General features: G+C 70.7%; 14 protein-coding genes, 1 other RNA gene and 1 pseudogene. 11 read left to right on the plus strand and 5 right to left on the minus strand.

Annotated features, from left to right (window positions below; all coding sequences use genetic code 11):
* Positions 1 to 284: 284 nt before the first annotated feature.
* On the minus strand, positions 285 to 1,940 hold the full coding sequence (locus tag V4Y04_RS09765) for a serine/threonine-protein kinase (RefSeq protein ID WP_332427063.1): 1,656 nt from the start codon (positions 1,938 to 1,940) through the stop codon (positions 285 to 287).
* A 398-nt stretch (positions 1,941 to 2,338) separates the two neighbouring features.
* Entirely contained in the window at positions 2,339 to 2,734 is a 396-nt protein-coding gene (locus V4Y04_RS09770) for a cupin domain-containing protein (RefSeq protein WP_332427065.1), read from the minus strand.
* 52 nt (positions 2,735 to 2,786) lie between these two features.
* Here V4Y04_RS09770 and V4Y04_RS09775 point away from each other — a divergent pair, with 52 nt between their 5' ends.
* The 5 genes and pseudogenes from V4Y04_RS09775 (at position 2,787) to V4Y04_RS09795 (ending at position 6,835) form a co-directional block, all read left to right on the plus strand.
* On the plus strand, positions 2,787 to 3,779 hold the full coding sequence (locus V4Y04_RS09775; RefSeq protein ID WP_332427066.1) for a helix-turn-helix domain-containing protein: 993 nt from the start codon (positions 2,787 to 2,789) through the stop codon (positions 3,777 to 3,779).
* A 515-nt stretch (positions 3,780 to 4,294) separates the two neighbouring features.
* Complete coding sequence (locus V4Y04_RS09780) at positions 4,295 to 4,831, plus strand: restriction endonuclease (RefSeq protein ID WP_332427068.1); 537 nt, start codon at positions 4,295 to 4,297, stop codon at positions 4,829 to 4,831.
* Positions 4,714 to 5,577 (plus strand): annotated as a pseudogene (locus V4Y04_RS09785) (PP2C family protein-serine/threonine phosphatase); the annotation flags it as partial. The gene V4Y04_RS09780 and the pseudogene V4Y04_RS09785, both read left to right, overlap by 118 nt.
* A 346-nt stretch (positions 5,578 to 5,923) precedes the next feature.
* On the plus strand, positions 5,924 to 6,349 hold the full coding sequence (locus tag V4Y04_RS09790) for an Hsp20/alpha crystallin family protein (protein ID WP_332427069.1): 426 nt from the start codon (positions 5,924 to 5,926) through the stop codon (positions 6,347 to 6,349).
* Positions 6,350 to 6,439: 90 nt separating this feature from the next.
* On the plus strand, positions 6,440 to 6,835 hold the full coding sequence (locus V4Y04_RS09795) for a DUF2267 domain-containing protein (RefSeq protein WP_332427070.1): 396 nt from the start codon (positions 6,440 to 6,442) through the stop codon (positions 6,833 to 6,835).
* Positions 6,836 to 7,026: 191 nt separating this feature from the next.
* Here V4Y04_RS09795 and rnpB read toward each other — a convergent pair.
* Positions 7,027 to 7,431, minus strand: an RNA gene (gene rnpB, locus V4Y04_RS09800) — RNase P RNA component class A.
* Between the two features lie 217 nt (positions 7,432 to 7,648).
* Positions 7,649 to 8,134 carry a PaaI family thioesterase gene (locus V4Y04_RS09805; protein ID WP_332427071.1) on the minus strand — a complete coding sequence of 162 codons (486 nt, stop codon included), beginning with the start codon at positions 8,132 to 8,134 and terminating at the stop codon, positions 7,649 to 7,651.
* A gap of 90 nt (positions 8,135 to 8,224) precedes the next feature.
* Between V4Y04_RS09805 and V4Y04_RS09810 the strand changes: the two genes are divergently transcribed.
* Positions 8,225 to 8,704: a winged helix-turn-helix transcriptional regulator gene (locus V4Y04_RS09810; RefSeq protein ID WP_332427072.1), complete on the plus strand. Its 480-nt coding sequence runs from the start codon at positions 8,225 to 8,227 to the stop codon at positions 8,702 to 8,704.
* A gap of 772 nt (positions 8,705 to 9,476) precedes the next feature.
* Here V4Y04_RS09810 and V4Y04_RS09815 read toward each other — a convergent pair.
* Positions 9,477 to 9,773 carry a hypothetical protein gene (locus V4Y04_RS09815; RefSeq protein WP_332427073.1) on the minus strand — a complete coding sequence of 99 codons (297 nt, stop codon included), beginning with the start codon at positions 9,771 to 9,773 and terminating at the stop codon, positions 9,477 to 9,479.
* 419 nt (positions 9,774 to 10,192) lie between these two features.
* On the opposite strand from V4Y04_RS09815, the gene V4Y04_RS09820 reads away from it, so the two are divergent.
* From V4Y04_RS09820 to V4Y04_RS09840, 5 genes are all read left to right on the plus strand, one after another.
* Positions 10,193 to 11,035, plus strand: a complete 843-nt coding sequence (locus V4Y04_RS09820) for a hypothetical protein (RefSeq protein WP_332427075.1) — start codon at positions 10,193 to 10,195, stop codon at positions 11,033 to 11,035.
* 176 nt (positions 11,036 to 11,211) lie between these two features.
* Positions 11,212 to 12,087: a hypothetical protein gene (locus V4Y04_RS09825; RefSeq protein ID WP_332427077.1), complete on the plus strand. Its 876-nt coding sequence runs from the start codon at positions 11,212 to 11,214 to the stop codon at positions 12,085 to 12,087.
* Between the two features lie 72 nt (positions 12,088 to 12,159).
* Entirely contained in the window at positions 12,160 to 13,278 is a 1,119-nt protein-coding gene (locus V4Y04_RS09830) for a hypothetical protein (RefSeq protein WP_332427079.1), read from the plus strand.
* The gene (locus V4Y04_RS09835) at positions 13,275 to 14,786 is read left to right on the plus strand and encodes a hypothetical protein (protein ID WP_332427081.1); all 1,512 of its coding nucleotides are present in this window, start codon (positions 13,275 to 13,277) and stop codon (positions 14,784 to 14,786) included. The genes V4Y04_RS09830 and V4Y04_RS09835 overlap by 4 nt, the downstream gene beginning before the upstream one ends.
* On the plus strand, positions 14,783 to 16,147 hold the full coding sequence (locus V4Y04_RS09840) for an AAA family ATPase (RefSeq protein ID WP_332427082.1): 1,365 nt from the start codon (positions 14,783 to 14,785) through the stop codon (positions 16,145 to 16,147). The genes V4Y04_RS09835 and V4Y04_RS09840 overlap by 4 nt, the downstream gene beginning before the upstream one ends.
* Positions 16,148 to 16,201: the final 54 nt, after the last annotated feature.

Below are 16,201 nucleotides of genomic sequence, written 5' to 3' on the forward strand. Positions count from 1 at the left end.
CGGGGCTTGAAGCGGCGGTGTTCCGAGAGCTGTTCGAACGTGCTGCCGCGAGATCGCGGCACGCGGGGCCACCCGGCCACGAGGGCCGCGCGCCCGTGGCCGTCCCGGTACGCAGGTGGCCCGGCACCGGATTCCAACGCCGCGGCCCGACCGGGGAGCCGTTGACGAGCGCCGTTCGAGGCGTTCCTCGTCGTTCGGGCCGCGCCGTGACCCGCACTCCCTTCGGGTGACCTGTCCCAGGGCACGGAGCTGACGGGCGGGAGCGGTCGGCGGGACCTCGCCCGTCACGGGGTGTGGGTGACCTCCACTGACACGGTCAGTTCGCCCTCGTTGTCGTGGAGGCAGCCTTCGTCGTCGTTGATGCGCAGTTCCACCACTCCGTCGCCGGCCGCCTGGAAGGTGACGGCGTCCCCGACGGCGAGGACGGGCGCGGCGTCCTTACCGGCCAGACGCAACAGCAGTGTGCCGAACGGCGCCTCCGGGGCGACCTTGCAGTGCTCAGCGAACCCCAGCAGCCGGTCGTTCTCCGCGTCGTAGCCGGCGGGCCCCGTCATGGGCATCTGTTCACGGTCGACCGACCACTCGCCCCCCTGGAACCTCACGGTGACGCTGTCGCCCTCCCGGACCACCGCCTTCTCCACCGGCTGCCAGCCCACGTCGGACCCCACGGCCTGCGCGACGGAGGTCACCACGGGCAGTTCCGTGCCCTTCTCCTGCCCCTGCTCCCGGTCGTTCGCCTTCTCCTGCCCCTGCTCCTCGCCCTGGAACGGCGGCGCGCCCACGAGGAACAGCCCGCCACCCACCCCCACGGCGAGTACGGTGACCCCGGCGAGCACCGGTGCCAGCCACTTCCTGCTCCCCGGCCGGCGCGCGGGCACCGACATCGCGGGGTGGACCGCGATGCCCCCGAACCCGTTCCCGGTCCCGCCCGCGGGCACGACGAGCGTGTCCCCCGCCCGGACGGGCTGCCGGTGCAGGCTGGTGACGGTGACCGCGTCGTTCACGGATCCACCCGTGGACCCGGCCGCGCTCATCGTGCTCGTCGCCGGCTGGTATGCGCGGGGGTCGGCCGCGGGCAGCGGGTCGATGTCCGTCTCCCCCGCCGCGACACGCTGCAGCGCGACCGCCACGTCCGCGGCGGTGGGACGCTCGCTCGGCCCCTTGCGCAGCAGGGCCTCGACGACGGGACGGAGCGGGCCCAGCCGCTCCGGGAGCACGGCCTCGTCGTACACGACCGCGTGCAGGGTCGCGGAGTAGGCGGGACGGCGGAAGGGGGACTGACCGCCGCAGACCGTGACCAGGGTCGCGCCCAGCGACCACAGGTCGGACGCCGGTCCGGACTCCTGTGCCAGCGCCCGCTCCGGCGCCATGTACTCGATGGAACCGACGAGTTGACCGCTGGAGGTGAGGAACTCGCCGTCGTCCAGGGCGGCGATGCCGAAGTCGGTGAGCACGGCGGCGCCGTCCGGGCGGAGCAGGACGTTGGCCGGTTTGACGTCGCGGTGCAGTGTCCCGGCGTCATGAACGGCCCTGATCGCGCCGAGCAGTTGGAGGCCGAGAGTGGCGGTGTGCTGCGGGGTGAGGGGCCCGGACCTGGCCACGCGGTCGGCGAGCGAGGGACCCTGCACGAGCTCCATGACGATCCAGAGCCGGTCCTCGTACTCGACCAGATCGTGCACCCCGACCACATGGGGGTGCGGCACCCGGGCGACGGCACGCGCCTCACGGACCGCACGGCGCATCCGTACCCGGTGGTCCTCGTCGCCATCGGCGGCGATGTGCAATTCCTTGGCGGCGACCTGACGGTCCAGCAACTGGTCGTGGGCCCGCCAGACGGTGCCCATGCCGCCCCTGCCGAGGATGTCGTGCAGCAGATAACGGTCGGCGATCAGGCCTCCGGATCCTTGGTCCGCCTGCCGATCAGGAATACCGGACAGCACCGGTCTCTCACGTCCCCTTCGCTACCGCGCCCAGCCCTTGAAGACCGTCGCGGCACCGACCGTGACGCAAACGAACAAACCCGCACTGGATTCGGGCAAAAAGGGAGGCGACGTCGACATCATCGACACCCTACTCGAACCCGAGCTCCAACAACCCATGGAACCAGGGCCCTTGACGCCTACCAGGCGGGCGCGGGACCGAGCCCGCCTGGTAGGCATGGACGATCACCACAGCGTCCGCCGTTCGTCCCGCCGCGGCCGCCCTCGACGACGGCGCTGTCGGCGTGAACTCGGTGAAGAAGACCCTGCTCGACGACGCCGACGATGCCGTTCCCTGCCACAACCCGCGTAGAAGGAGGCGGGCCCGACCGACTCCGGCGCCGTCTCCGTCGACCCACTCAGGTGTTGAGCGGGTGCCCGGTCGTTATCTCCACATGGTCCGGGACCTCGTCGTGACGATCGCCCACGGTCGGTGTCCCAGCGGGCTCGAACATCAGGATTGCGGCGCCGGCCGGAGCGTACGGCTTGTGCTCCGTGCCTCGGGGGACGGTGAAGACCGCGCCCTGCGGGAGCAGGACCGTGCGCTCCCTATCGGTCTCGCGCAAGGAGATGTGCAGCTCTCCGTCGAGTACGAGGAAGAACTCGTCGGTGTCGTCGTGGACGTGCCAGACATGTTCGCCCTCGATCTTGGCGATGCGGACGTCATAGTCGTTGACGCGCGTGACGATGCGAGGGCTCCACAGGGCATCGAAGGAGGCCAGAGCCTTTTTGAGGGGGACGGGTTCGTTACTCATGGGCTCATCCTGAGCCGTTCTGCACGGCCGACGTGAGTGCTAGGAATTGCGCATGGCGAAAGAATCCTCGCACGCACTGCGCTCGGCGGACGTACACCGCGTCGTCGTGATCGTCGACGAGAACTCGAACCCCTTCGAGCTCGGCTGCGCGACCGAGGTCTTCGGTCTGCGCAGACCGGAGATCGGCCGTGCCCTCTACGACTTCAGACTCTGCTCCCCCGAGCCCCGCACCCTGATGCGGGACGGATTCTTCACGCTCACGGGAGTCTCCGATTTGACGGTGGCCGACACGGCGGACACCTTGATCGTCCCCAACCGTCCCGACGTCGAGGTGCCCCGCCGTCCCGCCGTGCTCGATGCCGTCCGACGGGCGCACACGCGCGGCGCGCGTCTGATCGGCTTCTGCAGCGGCGCCTTCACACTGGCCGAGGCCGGAGTGCTCGACGGGCGCCGGGCCACCGCGCACTGGCAGTGGGCGGATTCCTTCCGGGCCCGCTTCCCTTCCGTCCGCCTCCAGCCGGAGGTGCTGTTCGTGGACGACGGGGACATCCTCACCGCTGCGGGGAGCGCGGCCGCGCTCGATCTTGGGCTGCATGTGGTGCGCCACGACTACGGCGCGGAGATCGCCAACTCCGTGAGCCGGCGACTGGTCTTCGCGGCGCACCGCGACGGCGGACAGCGGCAGTTCGTGGAGCGCCCCATGCCCGACCTGCCCGACGAGTCCCTGGCGCCTGTCCTGGCCTGGGCCCAGGAACGGTTGGACTCACCGCTCACGGTCTCTGCCCTGGCGACGCGCGCGGCGGTCAGTCCGGCGACGCTGCATCGCCGCTTCCGGGCACAACTGGGAACGACGCCGTGGACGTGGCTCACGGGGGAACGACTTGCCCTGGCATGCCGGTTGATCGAGCAGGGTGAGTCCCGCTTCGAGATGGTCGCACGGCTCAGCGGGCTCGGCACCGCTGCCAATCTGCGCATACTGATGCGCCGTGAGGCGGGTATCACTCCATCGGCATACATGCGTCGGTTCGGACCGGAGATGAAGTGACGGCGGGGCATTCCCCTCCGGTGCGGCACGGGAAGGTGCCTCAGCGCCGGATGCCGCCCGGCGCCAGGAGACCGGTGAGTCCGACGCCCCGGACCCGCCGGACGGCAGGCCGTCCTGGAGGAGCGGAGCCGTGGCGCGCTGGGCGGTCTCGTCCGCATCGGGCGGGAGGAAGCGGCTCGCCCGGCCGCTCCAGGTGACGGCGAGTTCGTCGCGGGCACGGGTGGCGGCGGCGAACACCGGAGAGCAGATCCGCATGGGCGTCCAGCGGCTTCATCGGCGCTCTCGTCTCCCCGCACTCTCGTCGCGGTCCACCCCCGGCCGCACTGCCGTCCTGCGCTCTACCGGCTGCGGCCGGTCGCACACAGACGGCTCGAACCGGTCAACCAAGGGCTTGAAGCGGTCGTACTCCAAGAGCTTTTGTGATGGTTCGCTATAAGGTCGCGGCACGCGCGACCGCATGATCACAGGACGTGTGCAGAACAGGGAGAGGGGCGGTATGCGGGCCTGGGTGGTGCGTGCGGGAGAGAACGGCGAGCGCAAGCGGGCGGCCCTGCGCGAGGGCGTGGTCGTCCGTCGGATGGGACCGGCTCACCGGCAGCGATCTCGCCGACGCCACCACGCGTGAGGGCATCAAGGCCGCCGTGGCCGCCGCCTACCCCGACGAGGGCCCGTACACGATCGGGAACTGGACCGGCCAGCTCCAGCGCTTCGCCCACGAAATCCGGCCGGGCGACCTGGTCGTCCTGCCTCTGCGAACCCCGCAGGTGGCCATCGGCCGGGTGACCGGCCCCTACGAGCACCGGGCGAACGCCCCTGAGGGAATGCGGCACGTCCGACGCGTGGAGTGGCTCGTCACCGACCTCGACCGGCAGGAGATCCAGTCCGACCTGCTGGACAGCATGGGCTCGTTGCTGACCGTCTTCGAGATCAGCAGGTTCGGGGCGACGACCGCCGGCTGCTGCGCAGGCTGGCCGGTCTGGTCGCCGACATGCTGGTCACCAAGCACGCCTACACCGACCGGTTCTTCCAGGCCCGCCGCCGCGAGCCGATGAGCGTGGCCGCGGAGATGCAGTGGTCCCTGCTGCCGCCGCTGACGATGTCGGTGCCGCAGGTCGCGGTGTCCGGGGCCGTCGAGCCCGCCTACGGCATCGCCGGCGACAGCTTCGACTACGCCCTCAACGACGACATCCTGCACGTGGCCGTCATCGACGCGATGGGCCACGGCCTGGACGCCGCCACGATGGCGACCGTCGCCGTCGGCGCCTACCGGCATGCCAGACGTACCGGAATCGGCCTGGCCGAGATGTACGCGTTCATGGACCGGGCCGTCGCCGAGCAGTTCGGGTCCGATCATTTCGCCACCGCGCAGATGATGGACCTGAACGTCACCACCGGCCGCCTGCAGTGGGTCAACGCCGGCCACCCCGCACCGCTGCTGATCCGCGACCATGAGGTCGCCCAGCAGCTGGAGAGCCCGACCACACTGCCGGTCGGCCTGGGCGGTGAGCACCCTCCGATCAGCGAGCACCAGCTCCAACGCGGTGACCGGGTGCTGTGTTACACCGATGGCGTGATCGAGGAGCGGGACGCCGAGGGAGAGCTGTTCGGTGAGGAACGGTTCATCCGCTGTGTCAACGCCATCGAGCGCGCAGACGCGGAAGGAGGAATGCGGGCGGGGGCACTGTGGCTCTCCCGCATTTTGAAGCGGGAGCGCGGCGGGCGGACCAGCGACGACGCCACAGTCCTTCTGATCGAGTGGCGCGGGGGCGCCACCGACCACTTCACCACCCTGGAATGACCACGTTTCCCCACCTCGCGCCGACGCCCGTGGGTTCCTGGAAGGCACGCCCGTCGAGACGACGCACGACCGGGTCGCCAAGAAACGCAGAGCAGCCGGTGCGCAGGCACACGCCGCGGCCGGCCCCGGGCTCGACGACGTACTCGCCCTCGCCCTCGTCGGCTCATAGTCCTTGACGATGTCCTCAGCGCCGGCTTCGTCGCCGTTTCGTTCGTCGATCGCCGGTCGCGGATGCGGTCGGCGGTGTCGCACCGGGGATGATTGAGCCGATGGTTGTCAAGTTTAGTGAGGTGAGGTATATAGGTGGTGTCGCCATGTGCATCCCGTCCCGGGAAAGGAGTGACCGATGACGCTCATGCGAACTGACCCCTTCCGCGAGCTGGACCGGTTCACCCAGCAGGTCCTCGGCACCGCTGCGCGGCCGGTTGCCATGCCGATGGACGCATTCCGTGACGGCGACACCTTCGTCGTCGAACTGGATCTGCCGGGCGTGGTCACTGAGTCGATTGACCTGGACATCGAGCGCAACGTCCTGACGGTCAAGGCGGAACGCAGTCCGAGCGTCGGCCAGGACAACGAGGTCGTGATCGCGGAGCGACCCACCGGGTCCTTCAGCCGCCAGCTCTTCCTCGGTGAAAACCTGGACACCGAACGCATCGACGCCTCCTACGAAGCCGGTGTGCTGCGGCTGCGCATCCCGGTCGCCGAGCGGGCCAAGCCCCGCAAGATCGCCATCAGCGGCGGGGACTCGCGCCGGCAGATCAGCGGCTGAACCCGCAGGACAAGGCGGGCGGGAACCCGGACCCCGGACTCCCGCCCGCGCACCTCGTTCGACGCCGGTCTGTCCACTTCGGAGGACGTCATGCGCATGCACTGGGACGCGTTCGTCTCCGCGGTCCAAGAACGCGGCGATTACTCCTCGCAGGAGGAAGCGGAACGGTCCTCCCGTGTCGTCCTCGCCCTGCTGGGGGCTCATCTGGTGGGCGAAGTGCGCGCCGAGCTGGCCGCCCGGCTGCCGGAAACGCTGGCGCTGGTTCTGCTCAACCCCCTTCAGGCGCACGAACCGCTTTCGCCGGAGCGGTTCATCCGGGCGACTGCGGCCTGGATCGAAGGGGCCACCGAGAAGACCGCGACGTGGGACGTCAGTGCCGCCCTCAGCGTGGTGGCCGACATCGCGGGTGATGACCTGGTCAACCGCATCCTGCTCCAGCTGCCGCCGGGCTACGACCTGCTCTTCGGCAGGCCCCGGCCGGCCTGACCACTGCCCCACCCATGCGTGGAAGTGACCCGTGCACAGCTCAGCAGCAGGGACCGGTCTCAGGGACTTTCAGCTTCGTCCGAGGGACTTCCGAGGGACCTTTCGCCGCCTGACGCGGCAAGCCCGAAAGATCGGAAGGGGCCTCCGACACAGATCGGAGGCCCCTTCCGAGGTAAAGCCGCAAGAAGCGGCAGACGAGTCGGGCTGTACGCCGGGTTCTGTCCCCCGGGCCCTCGCGGGCCTCGGGTCGACGGCCATCCATCTAGGGCCGGCGTTGCCGCCGGCCTCGTGCGGTCTACCCGCGGACTCGGGCGGGCAGCCCTCGAACGTCCGCGCAGAAACACCGTGGTGTTTCCTTTTGACCTTGCTCCGGGTGGGGTTTACCCAGCCGCCTGAGTCACCTCAGGCGCTGGTGGTCTCTTACACCACCGTTTCACCCTTACCGAACACCTGAGCGTCCGGCGGTCTGTTTTCTGTGGCACTGTCCCGCGGGTCACCCCGGGTGGCCGTTAGCCATCACCCTGCCCTGTGGAGCCCGGACGTTCCTCGGGAAGATCCCCGTCAGGGGGTCTCCACGCGGCCGTCCGCCCGGCTCGTCTGCCGTGCCGACCATGGCACCGGGCGTGAGCGGGGCCTCGGCGCCGCGGCGGTCACCAGCGCGCGGCGGACGTGTCCTGCGCCTCGTCGACCACGACGCACTGGTGGCGCGGTTTGAGCCACCTGCCACCTGCCGCCGCCCGCCTCCCGGTGGACGCGGTCGAGCGTCTCGGCCTGGAATCCCTGCACGCGGCGATCCGGCGGGCGCAGCGACGATCAGGCGGGGAAGAGCATGCAACTGCTGGTGGCGTGGGCGAGCAACCGGTCGGCCGAATCGACGAGTTCGACCTGGGCGAACGCCGTGCGACGACCGCTCTTGAGGACCGTGCCGACAGCCCGGACCTTGCCCGTGTCGACGGTGACCGGGCGTAGGAACTTCACGTTCAGGTCGAGCGACGTGTACCGCGTGCCCTTCGGCAGGATCGACAGCACGGCACAGCCCGCCGCCGAGTCGAGCAGGGTGGCGTAGACACCGCCGTGCACGCTGCCGAGCGGGTTGTAGTGTTCCTCGCCCGGGACAAGTGCGAACACCACACGGCCCTGCTCGACCTCCTCGAGGGTCATCCCGAGTGTCGCCGCGATCGGCGGGTCGGGAAGACGGCCGGCCAACCACTCGCGCATCACGTGAAGACCGCTGTCCTGCCCCATGGCCGCGTTCAGGATTCCCGGGTCCTCCCAGCCGAACGTGCGTGTTCTTCCCACGGAAACACCCTTCCCCACCTGACTATTTTTTTCGAAGTTAGACGGCGCGGCACCTGGGTGTCAATACCGAAGTCTGCTTACCATGCCCGTATGACGTGGCTTGAGACGAGCACCGAGAACTGCACGGTCCAGCGGACTCTCGACCTGGTCGGAGAGAAGTGGTCGCTGCTGCTTGTCAGGGACGCCATGAACGGCGTACGTCGCTTCGACGACTTCCGTCGGCACGTCGGGCTGTCCGAGAGCGTGCTGACCGACCGGCTGCGGAAGCTGGTCGCGGCCGGGATCCTGTGCACCGTCCCCTACAGCGAGCCCGGCAGCCGTACCCGCCATGAGTACCGGCTCACCCGCAAGGGCTGGGACCTGTGGCCCGCGATGATCGCCCTCAAGCAGTGGGGCGACCGCTATACGGCGGACCCCGAAGGGGCCCCGCTGGAAGTCGCTCACCGCGAGTGCGGCCGGCCGGTGGAAGCCGTGGTCGTCTGCACGGCGGGACACGGTGCGCTCATTCCACCGGAAGCACTCACCCGCTCCGGCCCGTCCGCTCACCCCGCGGCCGCGCCTGCCCGGTAACAGCGGACCGACGGGGTGCGGGCATCCGTGTTTCTCGGCCCCACGCGGCCGCGCCCGGCCTCACCGTCGACGCCGGCCGCGGCCGTCTCCGTCGTCGGTGCGGCTCCTTGGCCAACGCCCTCCAGGAATTCTCCGTCTCCTCGGCGGCCGGAAGGGGCTGCCGCCAAGGGGTGGACGCGTCGTTGTCCGGCGTGCAGCGCCGCAGCCGTTCCGCCATGACCTCTGCGTCGTCCCCCACCGAGACGGCCAGGAGTCTGAAGGGAGCCGTGGGCCGCAGTTCGACGCACACCACGGGCCTGCCGGGCCGTACTGCCACGAAGTCCTGTCCACCGGGGTGACCCCGCGTGCCGACGCACAGCACGCCGGGAATCCAGACGCCGTGCAGAACCACTCCGCGCAGGGCACGCCACCAGGCGGGTTCCACCGTCACCCGGCGCACAGCCGCCAGCGGCACGCGCACACTTCCGCGGCGCGCGGCAGCCTTTTCCCGCCACGACAGGCGCACCACCAGGTCGTCGCCCTGCACGAGGAGCCGTGCCATGTTCGCTCCCTTCCTTCCCTTCTCGCTCCAGGCCGGGGTGGCGACACAGGCTCCGCGAGGCTCAGGACGACGGCCACCCGCCGCAGCGACCGTCCGGCGGCGGCCGTCGGACAGCCCCGGTGGTGAACCCGGTAGGTCTCGGACACCGGGTACTCGGTGGTCGTCGACGTGTGGGGGTGAGTGACCATGGCGAACAACGTCATCATGCCGCCAGAACGGCTCGGCACAGTGCTACCGCTGAGGGATGCCGAGTTCGCGGCCGCGGTAGAAGCTTTCCCGTTCCTCGACGACGTTCGGGGCCATGGCCGCACGCCGTTGCGCCTCCGCCTCGGAGGACCGCCACGAGTCGCAGGCCTCCTGGGAGTCCCAGAACGACACCCCGGTGATCTCCTGTCCGTCCCCGGACCAGTAGGCGAAGGCGCGGCGAAGCCCCTGCGGGGCGGATTCCGGCCGCCACGCCTTCCCGAAGTCCTCCAGGGTGCCCGGCCGAATGCGCCGCGTCGTCACCCAGACGAAGTGCTCTTCCATCGCAGCCTCCTCCGTAACACCGGTCGGCTCGCCGAGCTCTCTTCGCCCACCGTAGGCCCGTGGCACGATCTCTGCCTGCCTGGAACGCCGGCGCCGCCGATCCCGGCTCGTAGGCGCCCACGGTGGCGAGAGCCGTCCGGGACAGCTGCGGCAGCCGTTCGAGGATCGCCTTCCTGCCGATCCTGCGGTGGTCGGGGATCGGCAGATCCAGTTCCGGGAGGAGGGCTCCCTCCGGTGCGCCCTGGAGCCGGTCCACTCCCGAGATGCCCTCGCCCGCGTCTTCCCGACGGCTCCTGGTCCGGTTCCGTGTCCGGAGCGATCGTGTGCCCTTGCGGGCCCCGTGTGCGGCAGACATCCTGGGCCGCCGAAGGCGGGACATGATGGAAGTACACACGTGTTCCGTAGGGAGGAAGGACGGCATGACCGGGTCGGGCTCTGGCAGCACCGAGGGCGCGGGAGACGGCAAGGCACGGTTCGACGACATCTACGACCGGCCGGATCCGCGCGCGTACTTCAGGGGCCTGGCCCCACTGGAGTACGAGATCCCCCACCACGCCCAGCCGGTCTTCCGGCAGATCGCCGCCGAACGGACCGCGCTCGACGATGGCCGGCCGCACAGGCCGGCGGTGCTGGACGTGTGCTGCTCGTACGGGATCAATGCCGCGCTGCTCAACCACCAAGTGACGCTGGCGGAGATGTTCGAGCGGTACACCTCCCCTGCTTACCAGACGATGTCGACGGCGGAACTGGCAGCACGGGACAAGGAGTTCTACGCCGAGCGGCGCCGACCGGACGCAGTGCCGGTCTTCGGCCTGGACGTCTCGGCACCCGCCGTGCACTACGCACTCGAGGTGGGGCTCCTGGACGCCGCCTTCACTGACGACCTCGAACAGGGCTCGCCCGGCCCCGGGCTGAACCGAGCGCTCGCCGAAGTCGGCCTCATCACGCTGACCGGCGGCGGCAGCTACGTCACCGCCCGAACGTTCACGGCGCTGCTGGACGGCGCCCGGAGACCGGTATGGATCAACGCGTTCGTGCTGCGGACGGTGTCGTACCAACCGATCGTCCGGACCTTGGCCGCACACGGTCTGAGCACCAGCGTCGATGTCTCCCGCACCTATCCGCAGCGCCTCTTCACAGACGAGCGAGAACGGCAGTACGCAATCGCGGCGGTACGGGCGCTGGGCGGCGACCCTGCAGGGCGCGAGGAAGCCGGTCGCTTCCACAGCCTGCACTATGAGTCCCGGCCCGACACACCATGACAGCCGGGCAGCCTGCGCCATGCCATGTCGCGGCTCATTGCCTCCCCTATGTCCGAACAACAGACGGCACCCTTCGGACCGGCCGGGTGTGCCGCCGCATTCGATCACAGCACAACAACATTGGAACTTCCTGGAAAATCTTGGCATAGATTGGCTCCTGCGCTATGCTGCCCCGCATGGCGGCATCACTGGAGGCGCTCGAACAGCGCTTGTCCCACCTGCGCACCGAACTGCGCGGCGCTGTACGCGCACGGGACAAGGCCGAAATCGCGCGCATCCGCCGCGCGCTGCGCGAGGCCGAGGCGGCATGGGAGCAGGCCCTCGAGTCCGAGGCCGGACCGGACAGCGAGACACTCCTGGCCGAGCCACCGGCCCCACAGGTGTCGGTGGCCGCAGGAGAACCACGTCGCAGGGAACGCCCTGCGCACGGCTCCATCCCGGTCCGCGAACAGGTTCACCAAGCGCTCACGCTGCTGGGCGCCCCCGCCTCCCCCAAGCTCATCTCGTCCACGTACGAGGCGTTCTTCACCGAGCCGCTGGTGGCCACCAAACTCGCGTCGCTCCGTCGCGACGAGGAGCGCTCCTTCACGGCGCAGGGTTATGCCCGCCCGTACTACGTCTGTGCGGCGCTGACCCACGACCGCCTCGTCCCCGCACGCGGGCTCCTGGCCCTGTCCACCTGGCCCGTGGAGCGGCGGATCATCGGTCCGCTCAGCCCGCGCACCGACTTCCTCACCCACGCGGTGGGAACCGCCGAGCAGATCCAGCGACTCGCCACTGCGGGGCATCCGGCCCCGGAGGCGGCCGGGCGGCTGCTGCGCCGTTTCGCCCTCCCGATCCCGGGCGCCTACGACGCCGCGGCCCCGGAGCCCGATCCCGCCCGCGTGATCGCCGCCGCCCGTGCCGAAGCTGCCGTCCACCAGCAGGAGGACGACCAGCAGCGGCAAGCGGCCGCACAGCGTGCCCGTGCCCAACTCGCAGACGGACAGCAATTGTTCGGTGCCCCGCCGATGCGCGACGCCCTGCGCGACGCGAGCGGAACCCTGCCCTGACCCTTCCCGGCGGCGATGACGCCGGATGCCTCGTGCTCCGGCGAGTCCCGAAGACGTTCCGAAGTAGAGACGATGCCCTCGCAGCAGTCCGAACCTCCCGACGACCGATTCGCACGGCTGCGCGGACGGCAGTCCCCTCAGCCGTACACCGCCCGCAAGATCACCGCCTTGACCGCCAACCCCGCCTGCTCTCGCCGCGCCGTCCTCGACGCCGCCGGAGTGGACAAGGCGCTTCTCGCCCAACGGGTCGGATATGAGCCGCGCTTCGGCCAGTCGCCCTTCGCCCTCGCCCGCGAGCAGGCGTTCCACGGCCTCGTGAAGTGGGGCGCGTACGCCGAGCTCATCCGGCTGCTGCGCGAACAGCTCTCCGTCCCCGTGGCGGAGGCCCACGTCACCGACCTCAACGAGGTCGGGGGCAACACGTCCCTGCACGTACGCGAGCGGGAGACCCGCCGCCTCATCGCGCACGTGTCCTCCGGCCAGGACATACGGCTCATCCTCGACCGCCCCGTGCTCACCCTCGAAGTCGCCGGCCAGACGGCGTACTTGGAGCCGGACGCGCTCACCCACCGCATCGAGGGGAAGTTCCACGTCGTTCTGATCCGCTCGTTCGCGGCGATCGACGGCCAGGCCAACCCGACCGCCGTCGCCGAGGCGGCCAAGCAGGCCGCGGTGTACGTCCTCGCCCTGCGCCGCACCTTCGAGACCGCCGGCCTGCCCACCGGGCAGATCTCCCACGAGTTCCTGCTCGTCTGCCCCAAGGACTTCTCCAACCGGCCCTACGGCCGTCTGCTCGACCTCCGGCAGGAACTCGACGCCCTCCAGTTCCAGCTCTCCCGGCTGCGGCGCGCCGAGGACCTCGCGGCCCGGCTCCCCGAGACGGCGACCCTGGACACGGACCGGAGCGTGGACGAACTCTCCTCGTCCATAGGGGCGTTGGATGCCTCGTACACGCCCGACTGCCTGTCCTTCTGCGAGATGGCGCGCTACTGCCGTGACGAGGCCGACGAGTGCGCCTCGCCGGCCCGTCTGGGCAGCGGCGTGCGCAACGACCTGCCGGGCATCGACTCCACCCGTATCGCACTCGACTACCTGGACGGCGTCACCGCCCCGGGGGAGGCCGAGGCGGAAGCCGCCGACCGGCTGCGCGCCGCCGCCCGGCTGCGTCGACTCCGCCGGGGGGCCGCATGAGCGTCCTGTCCACCGTCGCGGCGCTCACGGCGTCCCGCACCGGCCGTGCCGAGCCGCTGACCACCGTCCGCCACCAGCACCTGGACGAGAAGCCGTTCGTCCTGGTGCCGCTCACCCTCGCCGGGGAGACGTGCGCGCCCCTGGCCGCGCTCGCGGGTACGGACCTCGAACACCCGACCCTCCTCACCGTCCGTCAGCCGCGCAACCGAGCCGAACGCTTCCGGTTCGCCGAACGCCTCGCTGCCCTGCTCCTCGCGCACATCGACGGATGCCGGACGGAGACGGAGCCCTACACCGTCGGCCGCGGCAAGGAGAAGGAGGAACGCCTGCGCTTCCAGCGGGCCCCGCAGTTCCTCGTGCCGAACGGCGAGGGCATCGCGTACGTGCGCCTGCTCGGCCGTCTGACCCGACTGCGCGCCACCGAAGGACCCTACGCGGTCGCCCCGTCCGTGCCCGCCCTCGGCAAATGGCTGACCTGGTACGCGGAGCTGGCCGAGTTCCCGGACTCCGGTGTGCTCCTCGCGATGACCCGGCTGCTCTCCGCACACTGGGCCACGGGCCAGAGCCCGTCGGAGGACTCCCACCTCGCGTCCCTCCTCGCCTGGATCGATCCGCCGGAGGGTGGCGATGGCGCGCAGGCGGCGCGCGAGGCGGAGGACCCCGCGGTGTGGCCACCGGCCGGCCCGTCCACGGACCCGGTCTTCGACCGGACCCTCCACGAGCTGATGACGCGCTACGACGAGGCGTCCGACGACCGCGGACGCGAGGCGGTCGGCCGTCAGATCGACCGTGAGCTGAGCGGCCAGATGCTGCCCACCTGGCGGCTGATGTGGCGCGGCGTGGAGCTGCTCCGCGATCTGCCCGAGGGCGACCACGTCCCCGGCCGCTGGGCCCTCGACCGGCGCTGGTTCTCCGAGTACGCCGAGTACCTGGACGCCGACGGCCGCCCGCAGGCCCGCCGCGACCAGGCCGTCAGGGCCGCCCGCCGCCTGGCCCGGCTGGAGGACGCGGTCGCCCGCTACGAGGCGCAGCGCGCGTACGACGATCCGCTGGTGATGGCGGAGTACGAGCTGGCCGGTGAGGCGTTCACCGGGACGGTGACGGCCAGGGACGAGGACCGCTTCCTCCCCGGTGCCCGGCCGGGTTCCCAAGTGTGGCGTCCGACGATCACGCTGCGCACCGACACCCGTATCGGCCTCGCGGTCGGCACGGAGGTGAAGTCCCCCGCCCGGCCCGGCCAGGAGGCGCGGATCCTCGAGGTACGGCAGGAGGACGACGGCGGCCACACCGTGCTGCTCCAGCTCAAGGGCGGCTTCGCGAACAAGCGCAAGCCTCCGGCACCGGCCGGCACCCTCGCGGACACCGGCGAGGAGCTGACGTACACCACGCTCAACCCCACGGCCATGCCGTCCGCCCTGCCCGGCGAGGAGAACACCCCCTGGACCCACGGCGGCCCGCCACGGCCCTACGAACCCACCGACGAGGACGCAGAGGAGACCTGGGAGTGACCACCCTCCTTCCCGGCACCGAAAACCCCGACGCCCTCACCCCCGGCGAGCGCGCGGACCTGGCGGTCGCCGGAATCCTGACCAGTCTCGACACGGCGCCCGGCCGGGGCGTCGTCGTGGACTCGCCCCCTGGGGCCGGAAAGTCCACGCTGGTGGTGAAGGCAACCGGGCACCTGACGTCCGCGGGTCATCAGCTCATGGTCGTCGCGCAGACCAACGAGCAGGTCGACGACCTGGTGGACCGCATCGCGCAGACCCATCCCGACCTGGCGCTCGGCCGCCTCCACGCCGGCGGCCACGTCCTCCCGCCCCGTGTCACCCGTCACCCCAACGTCACCGGGAGCAGCCAGGTGACGGACCTGCGCGACCTGCCCGTCGTGGTGTCCACCGCGAAGAAGTGGTCGTTCGTCAGCCCGGACAAGTGCGCGCCGTGGCGGTGGGCCATCGTCGACGAGGCGTACCAGATGCGCTCGGACGCGCTCCTGGCGACGGCCCCGCTGTTCGCCCAGGGCGACTCGCAGGTCCTCTTCGTCGGCGACCCCGGCCAGCTCGACCCCTTCGCCACCGTGGAGACCGACCGCTGGCACGGCCTGACCTGGGACCCCCTGCGCAACGCGGTCGACGTCACCCTCGCCCACAACCCCGACCTGGTCCGCCACCAGCTCCCCGTCTCCTGGCGCCTCCCGGAGACGGCGGCACCCCTGGTCGAGCAGGCCTTCTACCCCTTCTACCGGTTCATCCCCGGCACGACGGCGCCCGAGCGTGTGCTGTCGTACGCCAGCCTGTCCCACGGCTCCGGCCCCCTGGACGACGTCCTCGCCCGGGCCGCCGACTCCGGCTGGGGCCACCTGGAACTCCCCGCCCGCCACACCCTCGACCAGGACCCGGAGGTGGCGGATGCCCTCGCGGCGACGGCGGCCAGGCTGCTGGAGCGCGGTGCGCTGGTCAACGGCGAACCCCTGACCGCGGACCGCATCGCGATCGGCACGGCACGCACCGTGCAGGCGGAGGCGGTCCGCTCCCGCCTCACCGCCCGCGGCCTGACCGGCATCACCGTGGACACCGCCAACCGCCTCCAGGGCCGTGAGTTCGACGTCACCCTCGTCTGGCACCCGCTCTCCGGCCGCCAGGACGCCTCCGCCTTCCACCTGGAGACGGGCCGCCTGTGCGTCCTGCTCTCCCGGCACCGCTTCGCCTGCATCGTGGTCGCCCGCGCCGGCATCCGCGACCTCCTGGACCGGCACCCGCGCAGCAGCCCCGTGTACCTGGACGTACCGCCGAAGTTCCCGGACGGGTGGCGGGCGCATCAGGTGGTCATGGGGTGGCTGGAGCGGGGGGAGCACAGGGTGCGGGCTACTTGATCTTGGGACGAACGGGGTCATTGCCGGTGGCAGGATGTACGGTCCACGCAGATG

The sequence above is a fragment of the Streptomyces sp. P9-A2 genome, from assembly GCF_036634175.1.
Classification (GTDB): Bacteria; Actinomycetota; Actinomycetes; order Streptomycetales; family Streptomycetaceae; genus Streptomyces; species Streptomyces pratens.